Origin of the sequence: Butyrivibrio sp., from assembly GCF_017433805.1 — a bacterium.
Lineage (GTDB): Bacteria > Bacillota > Clostridia > Lachnospirales > Lachnospiraceae > Butyrivibrio.
Window position 1 is genome coordinate 1 of the sequence record NZ_JAFRGN010000007.1, and the last position, 25,239, is coordinate 25,239.

Sequence of the window (25,239 nt, forward strand, 5' to 3'; positions counted from 1 at the left end):
AAATGCTCGGTACGGGTGGATAGCCAGTCCTTTCCCGATAGGATTTTCCTACTGTATATAAAGCAGCTTCCCAGTTTGCACGGCGCCCCGTGCTCGCTGGGGAAAATCAACCGCTTTGCGGCTGATTTTCTCAGCTCGCACCTAAAAGTTAAAATAGATGAACGGATTATGAGCCCCCAGAATCAAGAACGATACTGCCCATAAAAAGATAAATCCGCATCCCAAAGGTGCAATCACACCTGCTATTGCTCCAAATCTTGACTTATCAAGCTTCTCACCTATGACCTTGGCTATTGGAGTTGAGAAAAGAACTCCAAGTACCAGGAATGCCCCATATTCCCTGAGGTTATAGATAATAGTGTCATCAATAGCAAACTTTGTTCCGTAGTAGCCGACCATGGCAAGGCAATATCTCATGCCACTCTTAAGCGTTGGTGAATTAAAGATTACCCATCCAAAGTTCACACATACCAAAGTCACCACCTGCCACAAAACCCTGAAGCCTACAAACTGTCTCTTATCAGGCTTAATCAGGTATTTCTCGATAACCAAGAGAACAAAATAGCCAAGTCCCCATGCTATAAAAGTATAATTGGCGCCATGCCAGATACCTGTCAGGAGCCACACAGCTAACATATTAAGGATGTGCCTTACAAATGGCACTCTTGAGCCACCAAGCGGAATATACACGTAATCCCTGAACCAGCTGCTAAGAGAAATGTGCCATCTGCGCCAGAACTCGGTCACAGACCTGGAAATGTATGGATAATTGAAGTTCTCCAAAAACTGGAAGCCGAACATCTTGCCAAGTCCAATGGCCATATCTGAATATCCGGAAAAATCAAAAAATATCTGCAAGCTAAAGCATATAGCTCCAAGCCACAAAAATGCAGGGTTTGCAACTGTTGCATCCATTCCAAAAGAAGCCGATGCCACCTCGGAAAGGTTATTAGCCAAGATCACTTTTTTGCCAAAACCAATCATAAACCTTCTGGCACCATCTGCAAAGCTCTCCACACTACACTTTCTGTTGAGAATCTGATCCTCAATAGTGGAATATCTGACAATCGGCCCAGCGATCAGCTGTGGAAAAAATGAAATATAAAGCGCCACATACAGCGGATTCTTCTGCACCTTAACAGTTCCCTTGTAGACATCTATCACATAGGACAGCGCCTGGAAAGTGAAAAAAGATATTCCTATAGGAAGAACAATTCCGCGCAGCTGAATGTTGGAGCCAGCCACACGATTTGTAATCGTAATTGCAAAATCAAGATACTTATATATGAATAAAATACCTATATTCAGCACAACATCAAGCACCATCAGAGCATGTGCCAGAGCTTTATCTCTATATTTGTCTATAAAAAGAGCTAGCAAATAATTAAGGGCAATGGAACCAACCATAACAAAAACGAACTTAGGCTCGCCGTAAGCATAGAACCCAAGGCTTGCTACCAGCAAAATATAGTTCCTGTATTTTTCTTTAGAAATATAGTAAAGTGCCAGCACCAGCGGCAAAAAATAAAAGGCAAAAAGCAAGCTTGAAAAGACCATACAGCCTCCGAATCATCGTTTTGTAAATCTCATTTACACCTTACATATTGTAACATTTTGGGTCAGATTTTTATACTTTTTTTAGATTTGGAACTATTGACTTTCTGTTACACATGTTCTATAACATACTTAAAGAAATTGTTAGCAGCCTAATAAGGTGAGTGCTAATAACTTCACAAAACCAACACTACAACACAAAATATAAATAGAAAAGGAGCGTGATTTTTATGTTGATGCCTATGCTTTGGAGTAACAATGATATTTTTGATGAGATGGATGATTTCTTTAATAGAGGATTCTGGAATGGCATGTGCCCTACAACAGAGAACAGATCATCTAATGCCGGAGCAAGTCTCATGAGAACAGATGTTATCGAGAAAGATAACTGCTATCAGCTGGAAGCCGAGCTTCCCGGATTTAACAAGGAAGATATCAATATTGATCTCAAGGACAACCTCCTGACAATCAGCGCTTCCCACAGTGAGAACAAGGATGAGAAGGACAACGAAGGCAAGTTTATCCGCCGTGAGAGAAGATCTTCATCTTACCAGAGATCCTTCCGCGTAGAAGGTCTTAAGCCTGAAGATATCATCGCTCAGTACAAAAACGGTGTCCTGACCGTCAATATTCCCAAGAAGGAAGCTCTTCCTGAGAAAGAGGAAGTTCACAGAATTGAGGTTAAGGACTGAAGACCAAGTTGCATCCAGCTTTTGTTGAAGTCATACTGGTAAATAATAGGTAAATATATATAGCTACAGCCTGGGAGACAAAATCCCGGGCTGCTCTTTTTATATTAATTGTGCATCGATAAACTCTTTGAACCTCGGTAGTCTGATCGCTACAATTCCTCTGTTCTGAGTATCAATGATTCCTTTTTCACTAAGTCTCTGTCTTGGAACTGACCAGTCGCTATGATTCTTATGAGTTAATTCCAATAGCTCATTAACAGGCATGCTATCTTTCTGGGCAATGAATCGTAAAAAGAGTTTGTCATTAGGCGCAAGTTCGCTCCAAATCTTTTTATAGACCTTATCAGATAGCATGTCATCCATTTTCCTAAGGACGTCTTCCGTTAGCTCTTTTCCCTTTGAATCCCACATGAATTTTCCAAGTGTCTGATATGCATAAGCATATCCCTTGGTTATATATGCCATCTTCTCGGCTTCCTCATAAGATATCTCAAGGGTCTTCTGGTAATCATCTCTGATATAAGTAATGTTAAGAGGAGTCATCTCATATTTAGTTGCACGGAGTAAAAAGGTAAGTCCATCCGCATTTTCCAAACTCTCAATATCTTCATACAAACCTGCTAGAATCAGATATAAAGGCAGATCTTTTCTGATAAGAATCTGAAATTCCTGGATAAATTCCACCATACTCTTAGTCTTCTGGGCCTCATCTATCGTTATCAAAACTTTCTTGTGGCGCTTTTTGACCTCTTCGATCAAGACCTCCAGAGCATAATTGATACTTGCAACAGGGCTCTTTTCAGAAATACTTACACCTATTCCAAATGCAGATAAATTCAGACTAGCATCCACAAATTTAGTAATGAACGGCACCTGGCTGTATAATCTTGCAACAAGTTCAGTGGTAATATCAGCTCTTGACGGAATATCTATAACAATCCAATCCTCCTCATCTCTAAAGTACTGCTCTATCGCTGTAAGAGTAACGGTCTTGCCGGTTCCTCTTATACCAGTAAGCTTGTAGACCTGCTCATCTGGCCTGTCACTATCAAATTCCTCTATAATACTGTCAATTACAGCTGTTCTATTCACATATTTGTTTGGTATCTTACCAAAACTGATTGTATATGGATTCTTGACTGCCATAATGTCCCCTTCTATTTATGAAAAGATTCGGTATCCTATATAAAACTATCTCTTCTATATAATTCTATATAATTATGTTATATCTATATAATACTATATAATCATATATATAATACTATATAATTTCATTTTACCTATATACTTAAAATTATTCTATTACCCCTATATAATTCTATATTAAACTCATTACATATCTCCCAGTAAATGGCATGGCACATCATTCCATTTCTAAATTCGGAAAAGAAATATCTAATAATCCTCATACTGTATATAAAAAGTCTTCATTTCATGTTAAAATATATTCATTATATCGTATATCATAATATAGCAAACAACTAAATATTTATCTCAATTATTCCTCGCAGCTCCTGAATGTTCTGAGAGGCTAACGCGAAAGGGGATGTTACAATGTTCGAACAGGTTAAACTTAGTTATGACGTAAATGCACTTGAGCCCCATCTTGATCAGCTGACCATTGAAACTCATTATGGTAAGCACCATGCTACTTACACCAAGACCTTTAACGAACTTGCAGAAAAAGCCGGTGTAGCAGGCAAATCAGTGGAAGAAATCCTTGGATCACTGGATCAGATTTCTGACGAGACACTTAGAAAAGGCCTTCGTAATCAGGGCGGCGGCTATTACAACCACAACCTGTATTTTGAAGCATTTTCTCCAAATCCTGCCAAGGCTCCTTCAGGAAAACTCCTTGAAGCCATTAACAGAGACTGCGGAAGTGTCGAGAACTGTATAGATGCCCTGTCCAAGGCTGCTGCCGGACAGTTTGGCTCTGGCTGGTCATTCCTCTCAACAGATAAATCAGGTAAGCTCTATGTGAGCGCATCCCCTAATCAGGATAACCCTATCAGTGAGGGAACAGGCAGAACACCTATCCTGGCACTCGATGTCTGGGAGCACGCATACTACCTTAAGTACAAGAACCTCAGACCTGACTACATCAAGGCATTCTGGGAAATCCTAGACTGGAAAGTAATAGAGGCTAACTACGAGAAAGCAATCGGATAAATAATTCGAGGCGTGCGGATTTCCGCACGCCTCTTTAGTCCTCATCATCCATTTCATCAAATGCAATGATCGAATCAATTATATCCTCAAAGTCCTCCTGGAGTTCTTCAAGAGTATCCCCTTCATAGGTATAAATATGACCGTCAATCTCCACTTCTCCTGTGTAGAAATCAAGCTTCTCATCATATTCTACTGTTCCTGTATAACCTTCATATTCTAATTTTTCTTTTGCCATTTCAATCCTCCAACTTACTTATAAACTATTTCCCTCTGCACCACGAAGCTCAATAGGAACAGCACGCAGTCCACAGGAATCTTCACTACAAACTCCGGAACCATAGGAAAGAGTCCGGTAAAAAATGTTACTAAACCGCCGCTCAGCAGCATAATACAAATCGCCAAAATCAAATATCTAAGAGCTGCTTTGCCCTTGCTACCTTTACCCTTGAACACAACCTTGTAGTTGATCAAAAAGTTGTAGATTGCAGAAATAATTCTCGCCATGATTGTTGCAAGCATAACATAGCCAATGGCAACAGGCACATTCCTTAGCATTCCACAGAAGATGCTAAACATCACTATATCAACCACACTGGACGACAGCGATGATAACAGGAACTTCACAAACACCGCATAAATCCTGATAGAATCAAGAATCGGATTGAAGTGACTAGACTTATTCTCCTCCAGATATATAGTCTTAATCGGCACTTCTACTATCTTGATACCAAGTTCCTTGGTGGCTATCAGCATATTTGTCTCGAATTCGAAGCGCTCACCCTTTTCAGTCAAAAGATATTTCATAAAAGGAACACTGATTCCGCGTAAGCCGGTCTGAGTATCACTGATAGATAATCCCAGAAGTAGCTTCATAACCCTGCTTGTAGTCTTGTTTCCAAATACAGATCTGGCCGGAATTCCTGATTCATTGAAATCACGAACTCCCAGGATAAGTACTTCACCATTGCATGCCTCTTCAACAGAATCGTTATATCTATCTAATGCTTTTTCATGAGCACAAGCCTTGATAAGCTCATCCATACACTTCCTGATATCTCCAGTAGTATGCTGTCCATCAGAATCAGCTGTTATTACACCAAGCAAGTCCTCATACTCATTCAGACAGTAGTTAAACGCAGTCTTGAGAGCACGCCCTTTGCCCATATTAACAGCGTGTGTCAGGAGCTTGGCCCCTCTCTCAGCTACTCCTCTGAATATCTCATCATATTCCTCACCCTCAGAGCCATCATTTACTACAATGATAGGAGACAACTGAGCCTTATTAAGTTCATCCAAAAGCCCCAAGAGCTTCTCATCCGGCTCGTAAGCCGGAATAATAACAGGTATTGTCATCTAATCATTTTCCCTTAAATCTAAAATCTCTTATAATGCATAATCCTGCACATGCGGTAATACTAAGCTGTTTATATGCCATCCAATAATGTGTATTAGCATAGCCATCACCGAGAGCTATCATCATAGCAAATGGCATAAGTGCAATAATAACATAAGCTATTATAGTTTTCACATCAGATAGAATTTCATTGTTTAAACCAGTTGTAACATCAGTAACCTCTTTACCTGTGTTAACCTGTCTACTTCTAACCCTCATGCCAATTATGATAACTATAGCTATTATAAACATCAAAAGATATGGCCATTTAATTATTACTCTTACATTCTTAAACAACCTCTCTATAACTGTAACTTCAGCTTCTCCGTAGTAACCAGTTGCCTGATTAAATGCATTACCGATGAAATCAAAATCTGTAAATACAGTTCCAATGATCCATTTCATTCCCCATGCTATTCCATAGGCAATTCCCCAAGCACCTGAGCACACGATTGTATCAACAAGCTCGTTCTTATGCCTATTACCATAAACACTATCACACCAGATTTTAACCAGCAGAGGAATACCAAGTGCTATCAATGGGAATGACAACATACTAAAGAATGCCATTACTGCACCAAGCACTGCAAAGAACTCCATCCATCCAAACTTATCCACATATTCATACAGATACAATATTGTAAGCACTGCAAGAAGCATAGGGATATAATCTGATGAGTAGGTCAGACACATTATCATTGATAAAGGTTCTATTATCATTATTCCCACAGCCAAAGGAATTATCCTGTCATCCAGCCCCAAGCGAATCATTTTGATCAGAATCAGTATTGACAATGTTATCTGTAGAATACAATTGAGCATTCTAATGTCACCTACATCAAATAACAGCAGTAATGTTTTGATGATACCAACACTTCCATACCAATATCTGCCATATACGGGGAATGAATAGTTCTTGTCTGCATGATTAGCATAATTAGTCATGCTCCAAGGCATCTGCTCGCCCTCTGCGTCTATATAATGCATCAAAATTGCATTAGTAAGTGGTGATCCACCTTCCTCATAGATAGCCATTCCATAAACAGCACCTTCAGTCCATCCATCGAGCTTAGTAGACTTATATCCTGTATCCCAATGAGGATAGGTTCCTTCATAATTAAAGAGTTCTGAGCTTCTGGCTATATTCTCCCTCATCTCGCTCACTGGCAAACAAAATGTCGCCACGAGTAATCCAAAATTCACCAAAGTCAAAACGATAACAAAGCATAATGAACGTAAAACTTTTCTCATAATTCTCCTAAATAACAGCTTATATTTTTATTACTTAGTATTTTAATATATCATTTAGCTTTTCTGACCATCACTATACCTAGTATAAACAAGGTCAATACCGATATCAGCTCACACATTCTCCATAACACTGGTTCTTTATAGAATACGCAAACTTCTCCATTATAACCAGCTCCAAGTCTTAACTTAGCAAAGCCGTTGTCATCCTTAACAACTTCAACAGCTCCTCCGTTTGCTACGTCAGCTGCCCTGTAACCTCTATAATAGATAAATGGCACAGAAACCTCTGCTATATCAGCAGTATCATTTGTTATGTTAACATAGATTCTGCCATTCTCTCTTCTCCAGCTGTTAACTACAGCCTGTGCAGAATATGGTTCATTATAATTTGTATCGTAATCCTCAGCTGTTCCACTTGGGAGATACTCAGCTCCCATGATTCCGCCCTCTTCAAATTCATCTACAATGTAGGTGAATTCATCACTGGTTCCTTTCTCTGTCATATAGAAACTTGCAGATATCACGCTTATAATAACAATCACTGTGCTAAATATCGCCATAACAGTTTTGCCATTTATAGTATTAGCAATCTCCGTGTTCTCAGAAATAGCCTTGACCATAAATCCTGTCAGGAGCGCCAAACACAGTGTAGCTACACTCAGGAATCTAAATGGGAACTGAACGTTAGTGATAAGAGAATTCATAACACCCGATACGCGTTTGAGTCCATCCCATGGGAAATATGGTGTTGCCATAAATACTGTGAATATAGATACAGCAAAGAGTGCGTTCATCATACCATGCGCTTTATTGTCACTAACACTCTCATTCTGTCCGTCATTGTCAGCCTTCTTGCCAACAAGTCCATACCCTTTCATCACAGCATATGTAACAAGTGTTATTAGTTCACTTCCGATAGTTACTACCATCTCCATAGGTCTTGATTCACCTATGATTTCCTCAGAGCTAAGAGATATTCCAGTTCTAGGGAACAATGATAACACCTGCCACAGATATGTTCCGTTAGATCTGAATCTTCCGTTCTGTCTAAGTCCCATAACTCCGATTCCATCAGCCATTACCTGGATAAATGGAACAATGTACCACAGATTAAGGACAAGAACTGCAACTACTGCCAAACCAATTCCTGTAAGAACATTCTTGGTAAAGGTCTTCTTCCAGTTGATAAGAGCAAAAACAATAACAAATATCGCCACAATTATTCCAGACAATACATGGCAATTGATAATTCCTGTAACTCCAATCACAAGAGGCAAGAGAGAAATAAAATATCCGCGCAGTCCCTCTCTGCTCCTATCTCCACTCTCATTACCCTCTGCATCCTCAGTACTGATGCCATATAATCTCATAAGTCCCAGGAACACAAGTGGGTAAAAGATAAGCGCTGTATACTCACCAACTGCAGCTCTTGAGTACAGACACAGAATCCTATAAGGAGCCAGAACGTATACTATACTAGCAATGATTGCTCCAAGCCTGCTAACAATTAGCTTCCTAAAGCAGTACATACTTACAGCAACTGTAACAGCATTTACAACGAAAATGTATGTCTTGTACGCCAACTGTACTGATGCACCAAGAATTCTCAAAAGAGCTGGAATCAACAGGAACAGATCTCCATAGAAAATAGATGCTGCGTATCCTTTACCATTTAACCAATCAGCTGATATTCTTGACGGGAACTGTCCAACCTTAAGATTGGCAGCCAGAGCTTCAATTCTCTCAAGGTGGAAGCCCATATCATGACCTGTCATAAGATATGGATCAAACAAAGGCAATGATACAAACACAGCAAGAATAGCTGCTACAACAAAATCGCCGCGAACTTTTTTATCTTCGCACTCAGAAAGCGCCATACATCCGTTAACAATAAGACTTACGCACAATACAACCAGTAGCAGATATATCTTCCACCAGTTAGTTTCCTGAATCTCCATACCATATACATACAGATATCCATCACCACTGAAGTTATATTCAACTCTGTACTCACCTACATTCAGCGCAGAATTAAGCTTGATAGTCATACCACAATCTGAAGTCTCAACTCTTTTAAGCCCAGCCTTGGTCCTGCCAAGTGTTACAGGCATTGTATTCCAGGCAGATTCGCAGGAATATGAATTTCCAGTATTGCTGGCCATATATTTGATAGTTACATCGTAGCTTCCGAATCTCAGATTCGTCGCTGGTGAAACCACAACCTTCTCAGAACCAGCCTCAGCTACCGTATTATCAATATAGTATCCTGGCTCAGCTACATCCAGCAGCCCTTCCATATAGATACCATTTTCTGATTCAAAATCAGCACCAGAGTACTCGAAATGCGCGTGTGGTATAAGCAAAGTAAGTAAACATACCACAACAAGCAGTATTTCTATTCCATAAACAATCTTTTTCTTGGTATTCATCAGACCTTTCAAATCCTTCTCCCCATTTTCCATAGTCTAAACCACATTAAATTATATCGTTTTTCGCCGATACATGCCACAATTATCAAGCCTTCAGCCACTTCTTTTTTATACGCTTATCAAGTATACTGATATATGGCTATTAGAATACTAAAAGGAGCTTTTTCCTATATGAATAAAAAATATATCAAGTCCTTTATATATGGACTATTAACTGCATCAGCATTCTTTATAACTCTGGATACACCTGACCCATACGAAGCACATATTACAAGAGGCGCTATTAATGCTATCTTCAAACTGTTTGAACAGCTCCATAGCACCTTTGCTGGCAATGGCTTTTATATCCTTGTTATAGCCAGTGCTCTTGCCTTTATCTATTACAGATTCCTTGTGGATTCAGAGCACAAGCTGGAAGCTATTAAGGGCGACAAGGTTCTATCTGCTTTCCTGTCAATCATGTACGTTGGCGGCCGTGCTTTCGCTTACTCAGATTCTCTGTCATCACTGTGGACACCCAAGTTTAATCTCATCAAAGATCTGATTTTCCTATTTGGCTTCTATTACCTGTATTTACTGATCGTAAGAGGCCTTAACTACATACTTGGATCATTTAATCCAGCTATGGAGTCAACCAGATTTACCGGGCTCAAGCGTATGTACCATGCGCGTCCATGGCTCTTTTCCTTTGCAGTTATCTATCTCTCATGGATTATTCACCTGATCCTCAGATATCCAGCGGCTCTCAGCGCAGATAACTGGTACGAGCTCAATCAGTACTTTGGCGTATACAGATATGACAACGCACAGCCCATCTTCCACACCTGGATCACAAGCCAGTTCGTTCTCATGGGCCGAGCTCTCTTTGGAACCGGAAATGTAGGCATTTTCATCTATGTTTGCATCCAGTCCGCTATCATGGCACTGGTTCTTGCTTACACCCAGGTCATGCTGCGCAAATGGAACACACCTAAGTGGCTTCGCCTTCTGGTATTCTTCCTGTATTGCTGCACTCCTTACTTTATGGGCAACGCAGCCTGGGCCATCAAGGACTATCCTCACATGATAGGCTACGTTATCATCGCACTTTGCCTTATCACAATTGTTGTAGAACACAAGACCACCTTCAGCATCAAAAAGGATTACAAGCTCATCCTCGTATGGATTGCCGGAACCATGATGCTGACACTCTTTAGGAAGAACGGCCTTCACATTTACTATGCAACCTGCGCAGTTCTCGTTATAACTTACATAATCCTTATTGTAAAAAAGAAGGCTAAATTCAGCCCTCTTCCATTCATAGTTATGGTTGTGGCACTTCTCCTATCTAACGCAGCTGACCAGGCAGTTATCGTAAGTCACAACGTCGTAATCGAAAGACAGAAGGATGCCTATTCATTCCTATTCCAGCAGACTGCAAGATATGTCAGGGATTATGGCGATGAAGTAACTGCCGAAGAAAAAGAAGCTATAGATGGAATCATACAGTACGACAAGCTTGCAAAAGCCTACACACCGCACTGTTCAGATAATGTAAAGAGTCTGTTCCGTGGTAAATCTACCGACGAGCAGCTAAAAACCTATTTCAAGACATGGTTTAAGATGTTCTTCAAGCACCCAATGTGCTACGTGGAAGCTACCTGGAATCAGAGCTATTACATATTCATGCCTGATTTTGACAACATCGTTTACAATCAGGATGTTGATGCAGGAAAAGGAATTACAACACCAGAACTTATCGAGTATTTACAGCTCTATGTACCAGATTCCATGCAGGGTATCCCCATCATGATATGCAGCTTCTATCGTATGGTTAACAGCCTGCCAATCATCTCATCACTTAACAATCTGGCGCTGTACGTAATCGTAATGCTGTCAATCATGCTGTTTATGATAAATAAGAAGCTTGGCAGATACCTTATTACCTTTGTACCTGTGTGGCTATGCATTGCCTTCATTTTCCTGGCACCAATGATCAAGGATCAGCCAAGGTATTCCTGGGCCGTGTTCTACATCATGCCTACACTTGTGGGAATGTATTTGCATCTATCTTCCACGGTAAAAGAATAAAAACATAGCGCACAGTCACGTTTAATGCAAGGCTGTGCGCTTTTTATCAGCTATTTCATATATAATTTAACCATCATCATTTTCAATCTGGTCTTTAATTTAGAACCACCATTCTCCTGAGAAAAGATAGCTTGAAGCGTTTCTCTCTTATCCATCAGGAATAGTTCATCCCACTTAAACTTATGCCAGAAGCCACATTTAAAGCCAGACTTCACATCTAGCTTGATCTGATCTATAACCTGACTCAGCATACGTGCAGATGCATAGTAATCACCCTCAGCCACGAGGCCGTTTTCATGGGCCATTCCTCTGATATTTCCAAGAGTAGTCCTGAAGTTATTCAGTTTAACGTCGTTAATCGTATGAACTACAGATGTTGGCATCTGATAGTAGTTATATAGCTTATCCGGAACATAACTTACGCTTCTACTTGCTGAAATTGCTCTGTACCAAAGGAACATATCAACAAAGGCCTTCTGATCCTCGGGATATCTAATTCCGCCGTCTATCAGGATGCTCCTCCTGACAAGCTTATTCCAGGAAAAGCCTTCAATCTTAACCTTTGTAAGAAAGTCCTTCTGAGCCTCTATTGAACTAACTGCTGCCCTCTCAAGTTCAGGTTCGCTCCATCCCAACTTCTCTCCCTGCTCATCCACATAGTTAAAAGAACAGCAGGCAAGATCTGAGTCATCCTGGCAGATCGCGCCATACATCTTTTCCATAAAATCAGGATACATGTAATCATCACAGTCCATAAAGGTAATAAATTCACCTGTAGCAGCTTCAAGTCCCCTATTTCTGGAATGTGCATGACCAACATTTTTCTTGTGGATAGCCTTAACTCTCTCATCAACCTCAGCATACTCATCCAGTATCCCAGGAGTAGAATCTGTTGAACCATCATCCACCAGGATTACCTCAAGATTCCTGTAGCTCTGAGCCAGAATACTATCCACGCATCTTCTTATGTACTTTTCCGCATTGTAAATCGGCACAACAACCGAAATCAGATCATTTCTAGTTTTTTCCATACATCACTATCCAAATTATTCTCGACACTTTATACACGATTCTTTTTCATATTTAGCATCGATTTATATCAGCACTTCTAATTCACCGACTGATTTTTCAATATCAAACTCAGCTGCTCGCGCTATTATCTTTTCGCGATAATCCTCATAAAAATCGGCACTGCATCTCCTCTGCGCTTTCACAATGGCATCAGCCAGAGCACCAACACTACCTGCCTCAAACAAAATCCCCTGCGAATCATCATTCATGATCTCCGGAATTCCACCTATTCTGGATGCAATACATACAAGCCCTTCATTCATTGCCTCAATAACAGAAATTCCAAAGGCCTCAAGACAGGTTGATGGATATACAAATATACCTGCCGCCTTATAATAAACCTCTTTTTCCATTACAACTCCATGGAAAACCACGTTTTGGGAAATTCCAAAATCTGTAGATAGCTTCTCAAGCGATGTCCTTGCATCACCATCACCCAGTACATCAAGATGAGTTTCTACTCCCCTGTCCTTCAAAAGAGCCATTGCCCTTAATAAAACTTCCAGGCCCTTTTCCTGAACAACCCTACCAATGTACAGAAGGTGACTACTATCGCGACTCGCATCCTCAGCACCAAGGCTATCTGTTTTTTCTCTGAAAGCACTCTTTGTCACATCTATCCCGTTATATACTATCTTGATTTTTGCTCCATCTATGCCATACTCATCAACATAGGAATCTCTTGCAAATTCAGACACCGCAACAATATGATCAGAATCATTTAAGGTCCTGCCCAGCATAAAATGATGAATTCTGTCCTCAATCCAGTTTCCTGTATAAAACACACCCTCATCAAAAGCGCAGTGGAGATACTTAATAAAGGTCACTTCCAGGAGCTTTTCTCTTTCTGCAAGCCTGATGAGCATCTCATACAGATAATAAATCTTAACACCCTCATGATGCACTACGACCGCATCGTAACCACCCTCAAGAAAAATCTCCTTAAGGCGACTACGCTTTCCCATAAAACCTTCACTGCTCAGGTCATATGTAGTTATACCCTTCTCTTTCATCCTGTCAGCAATAATCCCTGCAGAAAAGAGAAAGCAAAACTCATGGCAGTACTCTCCGCGAAGCCCTATCTGCTCGCACAGAACCTCTATTCCTCCGGCGCCTCCGCCACTAAGTAAATGAAGAACTTTCTTCATGCCATTGCCCCTTACTATTTACTACATGCAATGAATTATTCTCACTAGAATAATTAAAGATTACATAACACTACTTTTTCAGAATTCCCTTAAGTCCCGGCATATACCTCGCCATCCAAAGAGAAACCTTCTTCTTGGCACTGATATGCTCCGCTTTCCAGATTTCTTTCAGATTCGCCCTGAGGTCTTGCTCTATCTTATCAATATAGCTATCCTTGTCCTCAACATCTGATTCCTTTAATTTCTTGAGATTCTCTATCTCAGTTGTGCATAAACCAAGCTTGGCCAGCTGATACAGCTCTTTTTCCCCAAGATCCTTGAAAAACTCACATCTCTCCTGCCTTGCATACACCGCATCTAGGTGATTCAGGCTATAGCCAGAATGTGTGATGCTTCCTTTTCTCTTGGACCTATAGTAATAAACTATCTTATCTGTAAGCGCCACTTGACCGGCATTCCAGTACAGCTTATATACCAAGTACTCATCCTCGTGAATATGACCAAGTGGGAACTCCAGCTCATCGAATAAGCTCTTTTCGAACATCTTGGTCATGACAATGCCCCAGCCCATCTTGTACTCACTCATAAGAGTCTTGCACATGTCATAGCCAGAGACCACTCTGCGGTCATCACGGCTGACAAAACCAGCTATATCCCCTTCCTTAAAAAAGTTCTTGGATAAGCCCTGAGCCATTCTCGTGCCATTTTCTGTAATACAGCTATACAACGTAGATACATAGTCAGGTGCTATCATGTCGTCAGAATCGATAAAAGATATATACTTACCCTTAGATGCTCTGATTCCAGCGTTCCTCGCCCCAGAAAGTCCCTGATTTTCCTGATGGATTACCTGAATCCTGGAGTCGCGCCTAGCCCATTCATCGCACTTAACCCCAGTTCCGTCCGTTGCTCCATCATCAACAAGGACAATCTCAATATTCTCATAATCCTGATGGCATATACTATCTACGCACTTGTCTATGTAGTCCTCCACGTTGTAGGAAGGCACCACAATTGATATCAAATCACTCATATCGCTTCACCTAAATCTGACAGCTATGTCTTTACTCAAATGCCTAATAGCATCTTTCACATTAACACCAAGCCTTGCAATTCCTGATGGCTCCAAATAAAACAATTCAGCATACTGGCATTTCTTATCATAGGTCTCAAGAGCCTTGTAATAATCTCTTGCCTTAATTCTTGCACAATAAGGAATTCTTTCTTCCTGACTCTTGTAGCAGAGCATCAGCTTTTCTTTCTCATCAATTACATCTGATATATCCAGATAATGAGTCGCATCCGGCAATGCTCCCCACATCTCATACTGCAGTATTGTAACACCTTTTTTTAGTGTCTTACATTTCCTCAGAGCACGCAGTACACAGCTATGATCACCATGTTTGTCCTTCCTGTTAGGAACAAAAATATAATCATACTTAGAATAATCAAAATTGGTTATCTGTCCAAGGTTCTCAGAAACTCTCCTATTGGCAATTCCAAATTCAGCTACAATTGTAGCACCAGCCATCTTCATAGCAGTTCGGAATTCTTCTCGTCTTACCCGAAGGGTTCTGTCCTTGGTCCAATTGGGATTCCCAGTCTCGCCGTAGGCCAGAAGCACAACATCGCATTGTCCCTTGTATATCGATAAAACTCCTCCACAGCCATAGGTCTCATCATCCGGGTGTGGTGCTATGACTAATATTTTATTGTTTGAACCAATCTGTAATTTTATCATTTTGTTTTTCTATATCTCCACATGTTACAGATCTTACTCTGGCATCAACGTCTGATTCATTAGTTCACGTCTATCCTCGCAATGAGTATCTGATCTTTTTCAAGCGTCATAGATAATTCAGGTTCTTCAGATATAATATTTCCAGTTTCATCTGCCCAACCAATGAATCTATATCCACTTACCGGCTCACATTTTAGAGTTATCGGATAATCCGAATAATATTTCCACGTCAAACCATGTTCAACATTCGAAATAGTATTTAGTGAAACGCTGCAATGCTCCGGGTCTGAAATATATAAAGTCAACTCATGAAGATCCCCATTCAATTGAAGCTCAGTCTTCAAGTATTCTACTATATATTGATATCGTTCTCTAAAAAAATCATCTATAACCTGAACATCTGTATCAAACATAGTTTCATCATATACACCATCATACATTTCATTTATAGAATAATCAGGGGCCTTATACTGTCCTCTAAATCTATTCTGAGAAGCAATTACCCCGTATTTATACTTATTTGCCATTTCTGTTATAATCTCAGACACCTTCTCATACCTGAAATTATTATTGGCCAAATCCATAAACGTCGTAACAAATCTCTGTTTAAATCCATCATTCTGTATGAGTGCTCCAAAAAACGGATCTCCATACTCACCTAAAGGTGTTACTGACCAGTGTCCGTCTATAAAGGAATTGGTATGAGCCTGAGATAGATTTACAACCATTCCCGCCGAATCATCAGTATCATAAATCAAATATCTCCATTTGCAATCTCCATATTCACCTTTTTCTGGAACAATCGTCCGCCAATATGAATAGTTATTACCTATAGAATCACAATTAGCAACGTATATTTCAAATGCCATATAATCAATATAACTTTGAATATCAATATGACTTTCTATGTATTTATAATTGTCATCATTTTTTAAATCATTTTTTTGTGCATACTCCTGCAATTCAGAATATGAGTCTATAGCATCCCCTATAATATTAGATGTGCCATTTTTTATAATAGCTATGTTATTGTAATCAACATCATAATTCTCGGCCACATAACTGCTTCCAATATTCTCCTGGAGATTATATAATCCCCAATACTCGCCATTAATAAATACCACACAAGGCATTCCCTTCTGCGTACCTATTAGCCTATCCTCAACCAATCTCTGATTAAGTACATCTCTCATCTTGGTATAATAGGTATCTCTATATCCTCCAGACCTCAGCATCAATTTATTATATGACCTGCCAAAGAAATCATATAGAAATGAATCATTCCCATCATATTCTTCTCTAGCATATAGATTAAAACTCTTTTGATTAAAAGCTGTAGACCAGCCTCCATGAATACGTATACCGATCTTCTGCCCAAAAACATATTCATGATTGCTATCAAAGTATTCTATATTTGCTAACCTTTCCCATCCTCTATCTTCCTGCGAATAATTCATATGCGCATTAAGTACCATAAACGGCAACTCAGAAACATCATATTTTTCTGCATATGTATCGTATACACTACCTTTTACATAGATTCCATTATCATGATCAAAAAGCGCAGCTGGATCTACTGTAATTTCCATTACAGGCAACTCTCTATATGCCAATTTATCACTAAGACCGACAAAATATGTATGTGATATCGTTTGACTTCTCACACCATTTTTAATCACAACAGCTTTGACTACTGTGCCTTTATCTACCGGAGTCTCAGGAAGATAATCATTATTTATTGATATCTGTCCTATACTAGCGTAAATATCTTTCTCTTCGGATCTATTTTTAATTAGAATACTACCTGTATACTCTTCTGAATTTTCATCTGGTTCGCTACCATCAGTCGTATAGTAAATTTTTCCAGATTTACATTTCAATTCTAGATAAAAAGGATCTTCGTACCATCCGCTTACAACAGAGAAACTAGGGTTAATAGAAGAATCTATTCTATATTCTTCATAAGATTCCAGTACTTGATATGGAGACGGATTCATAACGCTAAATTTTTCATAATCGTCCTTTAAACATGCATATACTTTCCCATCAGGAATATGTTGCGGAATTCCTACATAATCTACCACTTCATTATTTTTGGACAAAATAACTTTTTCTCCGCCACTTAATGCAAAAAAAGTCTGATATATATCACGGCTAACATAACTCTCTCGACAAGTTTCATCATCCCCGCTTGAAGCACTCCATACTATTATGGTTTCTCCTGGTCTTATAGAAGTATTATTTAACTCGCATTTCCGAATATTGCTAGCATCATCGGATAAATAATATCCACTTAAGTCCATTTCTTCACTCGAGCTATTATACAGCTCTATGTAGTCTGCTCCATATCTTCCACAATCATCATGTGCATTAACATCATTTTTTATACATACCTCTGTTATATGTATACAGTCATCAGCCTTCTTAGGTATTCTTGCACCAAAGGTTGCAACCACAAACCAAAAGATGGTGAATATCATAATAACAATGTACAATGAAGTCTTATGAAAATCCTTCTTCATTTAAAAAGTCACCTCTCCATCATGTGACAGCAACGAAACGGTTGAAACTCCAGAAATAGAATTCAAAGCATTTACAAGTGATTTTCCATCATTTGTTCTTAATTCATAAATAAGATTCATATTCCCGTCATTAACTCGCCTTGTCTTCTCTTCAAATATCTTAGTATTGCTTCGTATAGCATTCTGAATACTGTCGTCAACTTCGATAGAATCTGTAGCGTTAATAACAAGAATCTTTGGAGCCTTCGCAACTGGAATCTTATTGAGCGCTACAACGAGTACAGTAACAAGAATTGACAGCGCTATCGCTATCTCTACTAGTCCAGCTCCACAAATAATACCTACACTTATGGACCAGAATAAAAATACCAGGTCCATTGGGTCTTTAATAGCCGTCCTGAATCTAACAATAGACAACGCACCAACCATACCAAGTGAAATAACTACACTAGACTGGATTGCCAAAATTATAGCAGAAGTAATAATAGCCATGGCTACCAAAGAAATATTGAAATTCTTAGAGTAAAACGTTTTTCTAGTCAAAACCCTATAGCAAAAGAATATATATATTCCCAATAGACCTGTAAAAAGAAGAACTATAATAATCTGAGCAGTTGTAAGCTGCGTTCCGGAATATCCTTCCAAAAAAGATTTCTTAAAAATATCTGAAAAAGTCATTGTTATACCATTCCTTCCATTTTTCTACATAAATAATATTTTGAAAAAGTCTGCTGTCGCATGTTTTTAAGCTGCACAGCCTTAAATATCTCATCTGGCAAAAATTCGTCATATTTTACTTCAAGTAATTGTTTCTTGCCTTCCTGAAGCGGTCTCAAACTTAGCTCTTTACTAAAAAAGTTATTGTAATCCTTTGAGGAAGAAATATTACAATCCATTGTTATTCGAACATTGCCTTCTTTGCATACAAATGGATATCTTACATACTGAACTATAACAGCTGGTTCAATAAGTCTAGTACTTCTAATAAGCTTAAATCGATTAAATACTTTTCTATCATCAAAATCTAATAACAATTTCCCAGCTATTATATCTTCGAACTCCTTTTTAGTTATCTCATCACTCTTCTTATTAATCTTTCCACGCTCTTTTCTTTTACACTCAAGAAGAATTCGACTATCATCATTATTATAAATTCGAATCCTCCACTTTTCTCTCGGGTCCACACCTGATTCATTGCCATAATATGAGCTGTTGTAATAATCATCAAAGTACAAACTTCTTATTACGTAATATCCTCCATTAGCATGCTTATCCGGATCAGCCACTGTAGAAACTCGAATCCTAATCTGCTCTAATTCCGCTTCAGAACAGATATATTTAATCTCATGCCGATAAACTTCAATATTCCCTTCCATCCACTTATGTCTCTTCTTTCTGTGACTAGAAATTCACCACCAATGTATCATTAATCACCTTGATAGAACCGTCGTCAGGATAGTGTGGCATTTCTTTTACTTCATCCATTTCCGCAAACTCATTAGCATCAACTCTTTCCGGTGCAAATCCACACCACTGCCACATGAACGATTTCCAAGAATAACAATTTACATATCCATATACATCGTAATATGGTTCAAGAACAATATCCGCCAAATGCCTATTGTCTCCTGTATTCAACATTGCATCCTGTATCTGACCTTCATTTACATATGCAACTGGCATATTTTCCCTATAGCCATCAGTTTCCTTGATCTGTGTTATCAATGTATTAAAATAAGAAATCGTTTCAGATTGTACATAAGTTGCTTTTAGATAACATCTGTTATCCACACGACTAAACATCAATACAAGTAGCACAGTTACAATCGCCGTTGCCCATGACAATCCTTTTCCTATATATTTATTATCTATTTTTGAATGTTCTACAAGCCAAATAAAAAAAATAAATGGAAACAACGCACCATAAACCATCAGTGAATACACCTGAGATTTATCTACCATAACAAAAATAAGATTTGTGCTGAGGGGTAAAAGAATCAACAATATACAGCATATACAAGCTCTGATTTTACTTTTCTTGAACACATTTATAAGCATGTCGATGCCCAACACAAAACCTACAGCTAATACAAGTCTATATATATTAACTATATTTCCCAAATACATATAAAAACCTGCACCCTCTGTTGGTGTGAAAAATTCATTATATGCAAATAATACTCTGTTCAAATACTCACCTATAGGTAGATTTCCCATAGACGAAATCCCCCTGTAAGAAGTCAGCACTTCGCCTGTGATAATCAGTGAAATCTTCATTACAATAAAATATAACGCCATAAACAAAACGCATCCCAAAGCCGTTTTACCAAGCTTTTTCCACACGTTTAATAGATTATCATCAGTAACTATTTGTCCCAATAAATAAATCAACATTATTGTTGTTATCACAGGCAGATAGGCTTGATACATACCAATAGACGCGCAAATAAGTAATAACCCGATAATAAAATGAATCCGCTTATCTTTTCTTACAAGAAAAAAAGCCCCTAATGCCCCTATAAAAAGAGAAAACATATAATGTGGAGCAACGTACATATATGCAAACGTACAAGTTACAACTGGAAACGAAACCATCAGACTTGCTACTACCGTGCACAGAAACAAATCCTTAATTTCAAGCATTTCAACAATAACGCAAGTCGTAGCTGCTATAAAAAACATGGCCATCGCCCCATTAAAGGTCGGCATACTATATCGTTCAGCACCAAAAAGCCAAAATTCCAGTTTGCCTACCAGCGCAAGCATCCATCTTCCAAGATGATATGAATTCTTAAAACCATCATATGTTACCGGATCATCAAGAACAGAATACTTGTTAAAAAGCCCCATCCCTTGCGCCAATAATCCACAAAGAAAAGTACTCAAAAACACTACTTTATATCTAGTATCTATTTTTCGAACTAACTCACGAAAATCAATATTCATAAAAACCTCTTGCTATTCAACTACTGTGGTACGAATAAGACCATCCTCATTCTCGACCTTGTATAATTTTCCAGGAGCTATCACAGTGTCTGATTCAAATGCATCTTATATAAATCTATAAAACTATCATCGTACGAGAACAAATAAATATACTCATGATTTGTTATTTCATCAACAAATTCATTTAAGGACATGTTCTTACTCCATACATCACCATCATACAACTGTGTTCCGTAAACGTTGCAAGTAAACTGTATTTCTGGACAGTAGAACGATAATCTGCCTGCCTCCATATCTGCTACTGAAGTTACAAACAAAAGATCTGCCCCAGTTGGCAATGAATCATTCAGATAGTCAATATGCCCCTCATTCCATATTTCGTCACCAGCAAGTACTCCCGGCAATAACTGATTAGCGCCAAAGAGCACTACTATGTTCTCTACAAGCATGGCTGCAACAAGAGCTGGAATGAATCTGGCTCTGGAAACAGTAAAGCGAATAATAACCATAGCCACAATTAATAGAGTAGCCAGCACAAACGTTGACATGTATCTACTATAGCTTGCCAACCCAGTTGCCTCATATTCTGAGAACATTACCATATACATAACGTACATTACTATTGCATAATATACGCCTACCAGTAATATCCATAGTGAAATAAGCTTGAGTTTACTCTTATTTTCTCTGTCATCTTGTAGAAGCATTAGAAGAAAAACTATTGCTGATGCTCCTAATATAATCCATATATAAGACAACTTTCCTATAATTCCATCTGTAGCAAGAGCTCTTAAATATTCTCGGTCTACAACTGCCTGATAAGCAATATTACCATTATGTGTAATAACATCAACTATTTTCTTCAAACTGATAGAACTATACCCCTGAACAGCACTCCCGCCTATATTATACTTATCTAAATAGAACCCATATAATCCATAAGGAACGATAGACAGCACAACAGCTATTATTGTTCCAAGCCAAATTTTAATTCTAGAAATAGCTTTAGAAGAATACTTATGGTGATAAATTGTATATAAAAGGAAGAGGACAGGAACAAATGCAACCGCAGTAAGCTTACACATTATCATATTGCAAAGAGACAATCCAAACACAAAAAGACTATAATTAGAAAACTCCTCTGAAGCAACAATCCATACGCAGTAGAATACAAATACACCAAGGATAAGATCCTGGTAAATTGTATGATAGAAAGGCACTTTAGAAAACAATGGTATGCCAAAAACAATAACTAAATTAACTATAAGTTTTACAATCTTATCCCATGAATTCCTATACTTTTTTTCTTCAATCCTACAAGCAACAGGCATAATCATAGCAGCTTGAAGCATTTGTATTCCTCTATACGAATTAGCCTCACTAAACTTTAATGACAAAGTACACCATAGTGCTTCAAAAAGAGATACTCCAGGCACATAGTCTTTGTGTTCAAACCTATGTTCAGAAATGCAAAATAAGGCATCATTCTGATAAGATTCTCTTACAAACCATCCCCAATGGGAAAATTCATCCCACATATTGTAATGTTTGCCAACATTCAAAATAAAAATAACGCCGTACATAATAATAAACATTATGACAGCCCACTCTATAGTACCTTTTTCATTCAAATATACTTTTTTTATAGCATCAAATGACTTCTCTCTAACCAATTTAGCATAAATCGTCATGGAAGAACATATAACGCCAAGCATTATTCCAACAGATAATTTTTCTACTACTATCCCAGAAACTATCATCAATATAATCTGGATAAAAAAAGCTGGTGCCAGAGAGTCAATAAACTTCCTCTTGAAAGCCATGCTATAAGCCGTTCCAACTAAAATACAGTATAAAAAAGGCAATAATATTTTTATTACAAACATAACCTCAATTCCAGTCTCCCTCAACATAAGGTACGCTCCTAAACACGCCAAGGCTCTCACGTACCCAATCCTTAAATACATAGTAAATACCTTTGATTCCAGACTTCTCAACCTGTTCCCCAAGGTAATCCCAGTAACTCTTTCTCTTAAGTGGCATATCCTTGCATGGCGACTTCTTGTAATACTCAAGCCATACATCGTCATAGAGGAAGCATGAATACTTCCATGGCTTGGCTGCTCCATCAAAGTGGATTACAACCGCATCCTCAACAACCTCTTTATGACTCTTGTAGTCAGTTCCATAGAAAGCGTTAAGATCAGCAAGCTTGTAATACATCCTCTCATACACAAGCTTTCTGATAGGAAGATCAAACTTGATTGGCATCTTCTTAAAGCCATCTTTTAGGTACTCATTGAATGTAGTATTGTCCATAGACTTACGATTACCAAGACTTACTCTGTAATCAATAAGCTTCTGAGGAATATCATCCTCTATCATCTTCTTGGAATCATATACATATGCTCCAGTAAGGAACTGGCCCTTACCACGCACGATATCTACTGTATTCTGAGGCCCACCAAGGTAATAGCCTGTTAGATCCTCCATAAAGAACTCTGTAAGATCCTGCATGATCAGAACATCACCATCAATATACAAGAGCTTGTCATACTCTGTAACAAGCTCTGGAAGATTAAACTTAACAAGAGAAGCCTGCGACACATGAGATACCTGGCTGATACTTGTATATGCAGACATATCCGCATTTCTAAAGTGAATATCTACATTTTTCTCATTCCTAAAGGCCTCAAGACAGCTAAGATCTGCATCTGCACAGTCAACACCAATCAGGAAGATATCATAAAATGTATCCTCATTCCTATTCTCAAGCATTGATGTAATAGCCACACTTGTTGGCATTATAAAATTCTTATCATAAATAAAACAAACTGGTATTATCATGAAAAATTACTTACTCCCATTTTTTTAAATTCTTATTATCTTCTCTTCTTTTCTTTCTGTCAGCTATTATACTAAATGCTCCTGCGATTCCCTGCTCTTTTATTCCTTTGTATAACTTATCAAACCTATAACTCCATATGCCTCTTAATTTAAATTCTACATTCTTATACGGAGACATCATATAATACTTGTACCATTCCTTAGCCCAGGGTTTAAAAGTATATTTCCAAGGCTTTTCTCCAGATGCATAATGTATAATAATAGCCTTATCAATAATATCCTGAAGGCTATTATAGTTACTTCCGTAGAGTTCATTTATCTTAATTAAGTCGCCCTCTTGACATTCGACAATTTTGGGTGGGATACAATTATACTTGATATCAACATACTTGTAATTCTTGCCAGTAACAATATTATATGTCTGCTGATCCATAGAGGATCTGTCGCCCAGACTTCGTCTAACTTCACGCATCTTGATATTAAGTTTCTCATCCCTGATACGCTTGGCATTGAATAACATGATGCCAGCGTTTACATTGCCAGTTGCTTCCGAGATATTACCGATTTCTTTAACCCCAGCAGCATAACTATCTCCAAGATCAGTGTTATACAACTCACTAAGATCACCACGAACAATAATATCTCCATCCAAATATAATAATTTATCATAATCCGGAACTAATTCACTAACATCAAATTTCAACAAACATGCAATTGATATGTGCGCAAGCTGCTTAATATCTCTATATTCATCAAGAGAGGCACGTATCAATTTAACCTCTGTTCCCAGCTCGCTTAGTTCCTTAATCTTACTATAAGATTCATCTGAGCACTCTGCCATTATGATGTAAATCTCATATTCTGTCTCAGGGGCCTTATTCACTATGAGTGAAGTAATTGCGACACAAGTGGGCATAATGAAGTTGTCATCACTAATTAGTACAACAGGTATTTTTCTATTCATATATATCCTCTATCTGTAAAACAAATCCTCAACAGATATGCTCTTCACTCCTAAATCATTCAGCTTGCCTTGAATTAACTCATATTGAGAAATATCGGTTACTATTACTACCTCAGATTCAGTACAGTTTCCCATTTCAGTCACAAACTTATACTCAACGCTTGCTTTATCAAGTTTGGATCTAAGCACAGCTGAAATTGGATTATCACCAAAAATGCAAATTTCTCCATCCAACTTCGTAATAGAGCTGATTATAGATTGTCCACGCTCTTCTGCTACCATCCAATTGCCCATGAACTTAAAAAGCCTAAGATATTTATCATGCTCCTCTCTCTCTATCTCAAGCTTATAATGAGTAGAGCTATAAGCTTTAATCCCAATTGTCACCGATAAAGCAACCAGGCTACCTAACACTATATATCCAATCATTTAGTTTTCA

21 protein-coding genes are annotated in these 25,239 nt (G+C 38.4%); 3 read left to right on the plus strand and 18 right to left on the minus strand.

All coding sequences use genetic code 11. From position 1 onward, the window contains the following. Positions 1-141: 141 nt before the first annotated feature. A complete protein-coding gene (locus IJI01_RS00555) occupies positions 142-1,557 on the minus strand; it encodes an MBOAT family O-acyltransferase (RefSeq protein ID WP_292184218.1) in 1,416 nt (471 codons plus the stop codon). 227 nt (positions 1,558-1,784) lie between these two features. Here IJI01_RS00555 and IJI01_RS00560 point away from each other — a divergent pair, with 227 nt between their 5' ends. After that, positions 1,785-2,246 carry an Hsp20/alpha crystallin family protein gene (locus IJI01_RS00560; RefSeq protein WP_292184221.1) on the plus strand — a complete coding sequence of 154 codons (462 nt, stop codon included), beginning with the start codon at positions 1,785-1,787 and terminating at the stop codon, positions 2,244-2,246. A gap of 99 nt (positions 2,247-2,345) precedes the next feature. Here the strand turns inward: IJI01_RS00560 and IJI01_RS00565 are convergent, their stop codons facing one another. Beyond that, positions 2,346-3,392, minus strand: a complete 1,047-nt coding sequence (locus IJI01_RS00565; protein ID WP_292184224.1) for an ATP-binding protein — start codon at positions 3,390-3,392, stop codon at positions 2,346-2,348. Between the two features lie 408 nt (positions 3,393-3,800). Here IJI01_RS00565 and IJI01_RS00570 point away from each other — a divergent pair, with 408 nt between their 5' ends. Next, the gene (locus IJI01_RS00570) at positions 3,801-4,418 is read left to right on the plus strand and encodes a superoxide dismutase (protein ID WP_292184226.1); all 618 of its coding nucleotides are present in this window, start codon (positions 3,801-3,803) and stop codon (positions 4,416-4,418) included. 34 nt (positions 4,419-4,452) lie between these two features. Here the strand turns inward: IJI01_RS00570 and IJI01_RS00575 are convergent, their stop codons facing one another. The 4 genes from IJI01_RS00575 to IJI01_RS00590 are packed head-to-tail and all read right to left on the minus strand — an operon-like array spanning position 4,453 to position 9,524. Continuing rightward, positions 4,453-4,653: a hypothetical protein gene (locus tag IJI01_RS00575; RefSeq protein WP_292184229.1), complete on the minus strand. Its 201-nt coding sequence runs from the start codon at positions 4,651-4,653 to the stop codon at positions 4,453-4,455. Positions 4,654-4,667: 14 nt separating this feature from the next. Beyond that, on the minus strand, positions 4,668-5,771 hold the full coding sequence (locus tag IJI01_RS00580) for a bifunctional glycosyltransferase family 2/GtrA family protein (RefSeq protein WP_292184232.1): 1,104 nt from the start codon (positions 5,769-5,771) through the stop codon (positions 4,668-4,670). 4 nt (positions 5,772-5,775) lie between these two features. Further along, positions 5,776-7,062 (minus strand): hypothetical protein, encoded by a 1,287-nt coding sequence (locus tag IJI01_RS00585; protein ID WP_292184235.1) that lies wholly within the window; start codon positions 7,060-7,062, stop codon positions 5,776-5,778. 50 nt (positions 7,063-7,112) lie between these two features. Further along, entirely contained in the window at positions 7,113-9,524 is a 2,412-nt protein-coding gene (locus tag IJI01_RS00590; RefSeq protein WP_292184238.1) for a hypothetical protein, read from the minus strand. Positions 9,525-9,662: 138 nt separating this feature from the next. On the opposite strand from IJI01_RS00590, the gene IJI01_RS00595 reads away from it, so the two are divergent. Next, positions 9,663-11,561 (plus strand): DUF6020 family protein, encoded by a 1,899-nt coding sequence (locus tag IJI01_RS00595; protein ID WP_292184241.1) that lies wholly within the window; start codon positions 9,663-9,665, stop codon positions 11,559-11,561. Between the two features lie 50 nt (positions 11,562-11,611). Here the strand turns inward: IJI01_RS00595 and IJI01_RS00600 are convergent, their stop codons facing one another. The 12 genes from IJI01_RS00600 to IJI01_RS00655 all read right to left on the minus strand — a co-directional run bounded on the left by IJI01_RS00600 (position 11,612) and on the right by IJI01_RS00655 (position 25,229). After that, entirely contained in the window at positions 11,612-12,592 is a 981-nt protein-coding gene (locus IJI01_RS00600) for a glycosyltransferase family 2 protein (protein ID WP_292184243.1), read from the minus strand. A 63-nt stretch (positions 12,593-12,655) separates the two neighbouring features. Next, complete coding sequence (locus IJI01_RS00605) at positions 12,656-13,780, minus strand: glycosyltransferase family 4 protein (RefSeq protein ID WP_292184246.1); 1,125 nt, start codon at positions 13,778-13,780, stop codon at positions 12,656-12,658. Positions 13,781-13,850: 70 nt separating this feature from the next. Further along, positions 13,851-14,813, minus strand: a complete 963-nt coding sequence (locus tag IJI01_RS00610) for a glycosyltransferase family 2 protein (protein ID WP_292184248.1) — start codon at positions 14,811-14,813, stop codon at positions 13,851-13,853. 6 nt (positions 14,814-14,819) lie between these two features. Then, positions 14,820-15,521, minus strand: coding sequence for a PIG-L deacetylase family protein (locus tag IJI01_RS00615; protein ID WP_292184251.1), 702 nt, complete (start codon positions 15,519-15,521; stop codon positions 14,820-14,822). A gap of 59 nt (positions 15,522-15,580) precedes the next feature. After that, positions 15,581-18,043 (minus strand): CotH kinase family protein, encoded by a 2,463-nt coding sequence (locus IJI01_RS00620; protein WP_292184254.1) that lies wholly within the window; start codon positions 18,041-18,043, stop codon positions 15,581-15,583. Then, positions 18,044-18,721, minus strand: coding sequence for a DUF4956 domain-containing protein (locus IJI01_RS00625; protein ID WP_013279856.1), 678 nt, complete (start codon positions 18,719-18,721; stop codon positions 18,044-18,046). Positions 18,722-18,723: 2 nt separating this feature from the next. Next, on the minus strand, positions 18,724-19,419 hold the full coding sequence (locus IJI01_RS00630) for a polyphosphate polymerase domain-containing protein (RefSeq protein WP_292184265.1): 696 nt from the start codon (positions 19,417-19,419) through the stop codon (positions 18,724-18,726). A 25-nt stretch (positions 19,420-19,444) separates the two neighbouring features. Continuing rightward, positions 19,445-20,989, minus strand: coding sequence for a glucosyltransferase domain-containing protein (locus IJI01_RS00635; RefSeq protein WP_292184268.1), 1,545 nt, complete (start codon positions 20,987-20,989; stop codon positions 19,445-19,447). Between the two features lie 80 nt (positions 20,990-21,069). Next, on the minus strand, positions 21,070-22,902 hold the full coding sequence (locus tag IJI01_RS00640; RefSeq protein WP_292184271.1) for a hypothetical protein: 1,833 nt from the start codon (positions 22,900-22,902) through the stop codon (positions 21,070-21,072). Then, positions 22,880-23,836 (minus strand): glycosyltransferase family 8 protein, encoded by a 957-nt coding sequence (locus tag IJI01_RS00645; RefSeq protein WP_292184274.1) that lies wholly within the window; start codon positions 23,834-23,836, stop codon positions 22,880-22,882. The genes IJI01_RS00640 and IJI01_RS00645 overlap by 23 nt, the downstream gene beginning before the upstream one ends. Before the next feature lie 10 nt (positions 23,837-23,846). Next, positions 23,847-24,800, minus strand: coding sequence for a glycosyltransferase family 8 protein (locus IJI01_RS00650; protein ID WP_292184277.1), 954 nt, complete (start codon positions 24,798-24,800; stop codon positions 23,847-23,849). A gap of 9 nt (positions 24,801-24,809) precedes the next feature. Next, positions 24,810-25,229, minus strand: a complete 420-nt coding sequence (locus tag IJI01_RS00655; RefSeq protein ID WP_292184280.1) for a hypothetical protein — start codon at positions 25,227-25,229, stop codon at positions 24,810-24,812. Between the last annotated feature and the right edge of the window lie 10 nt (positions 25,230-25,239).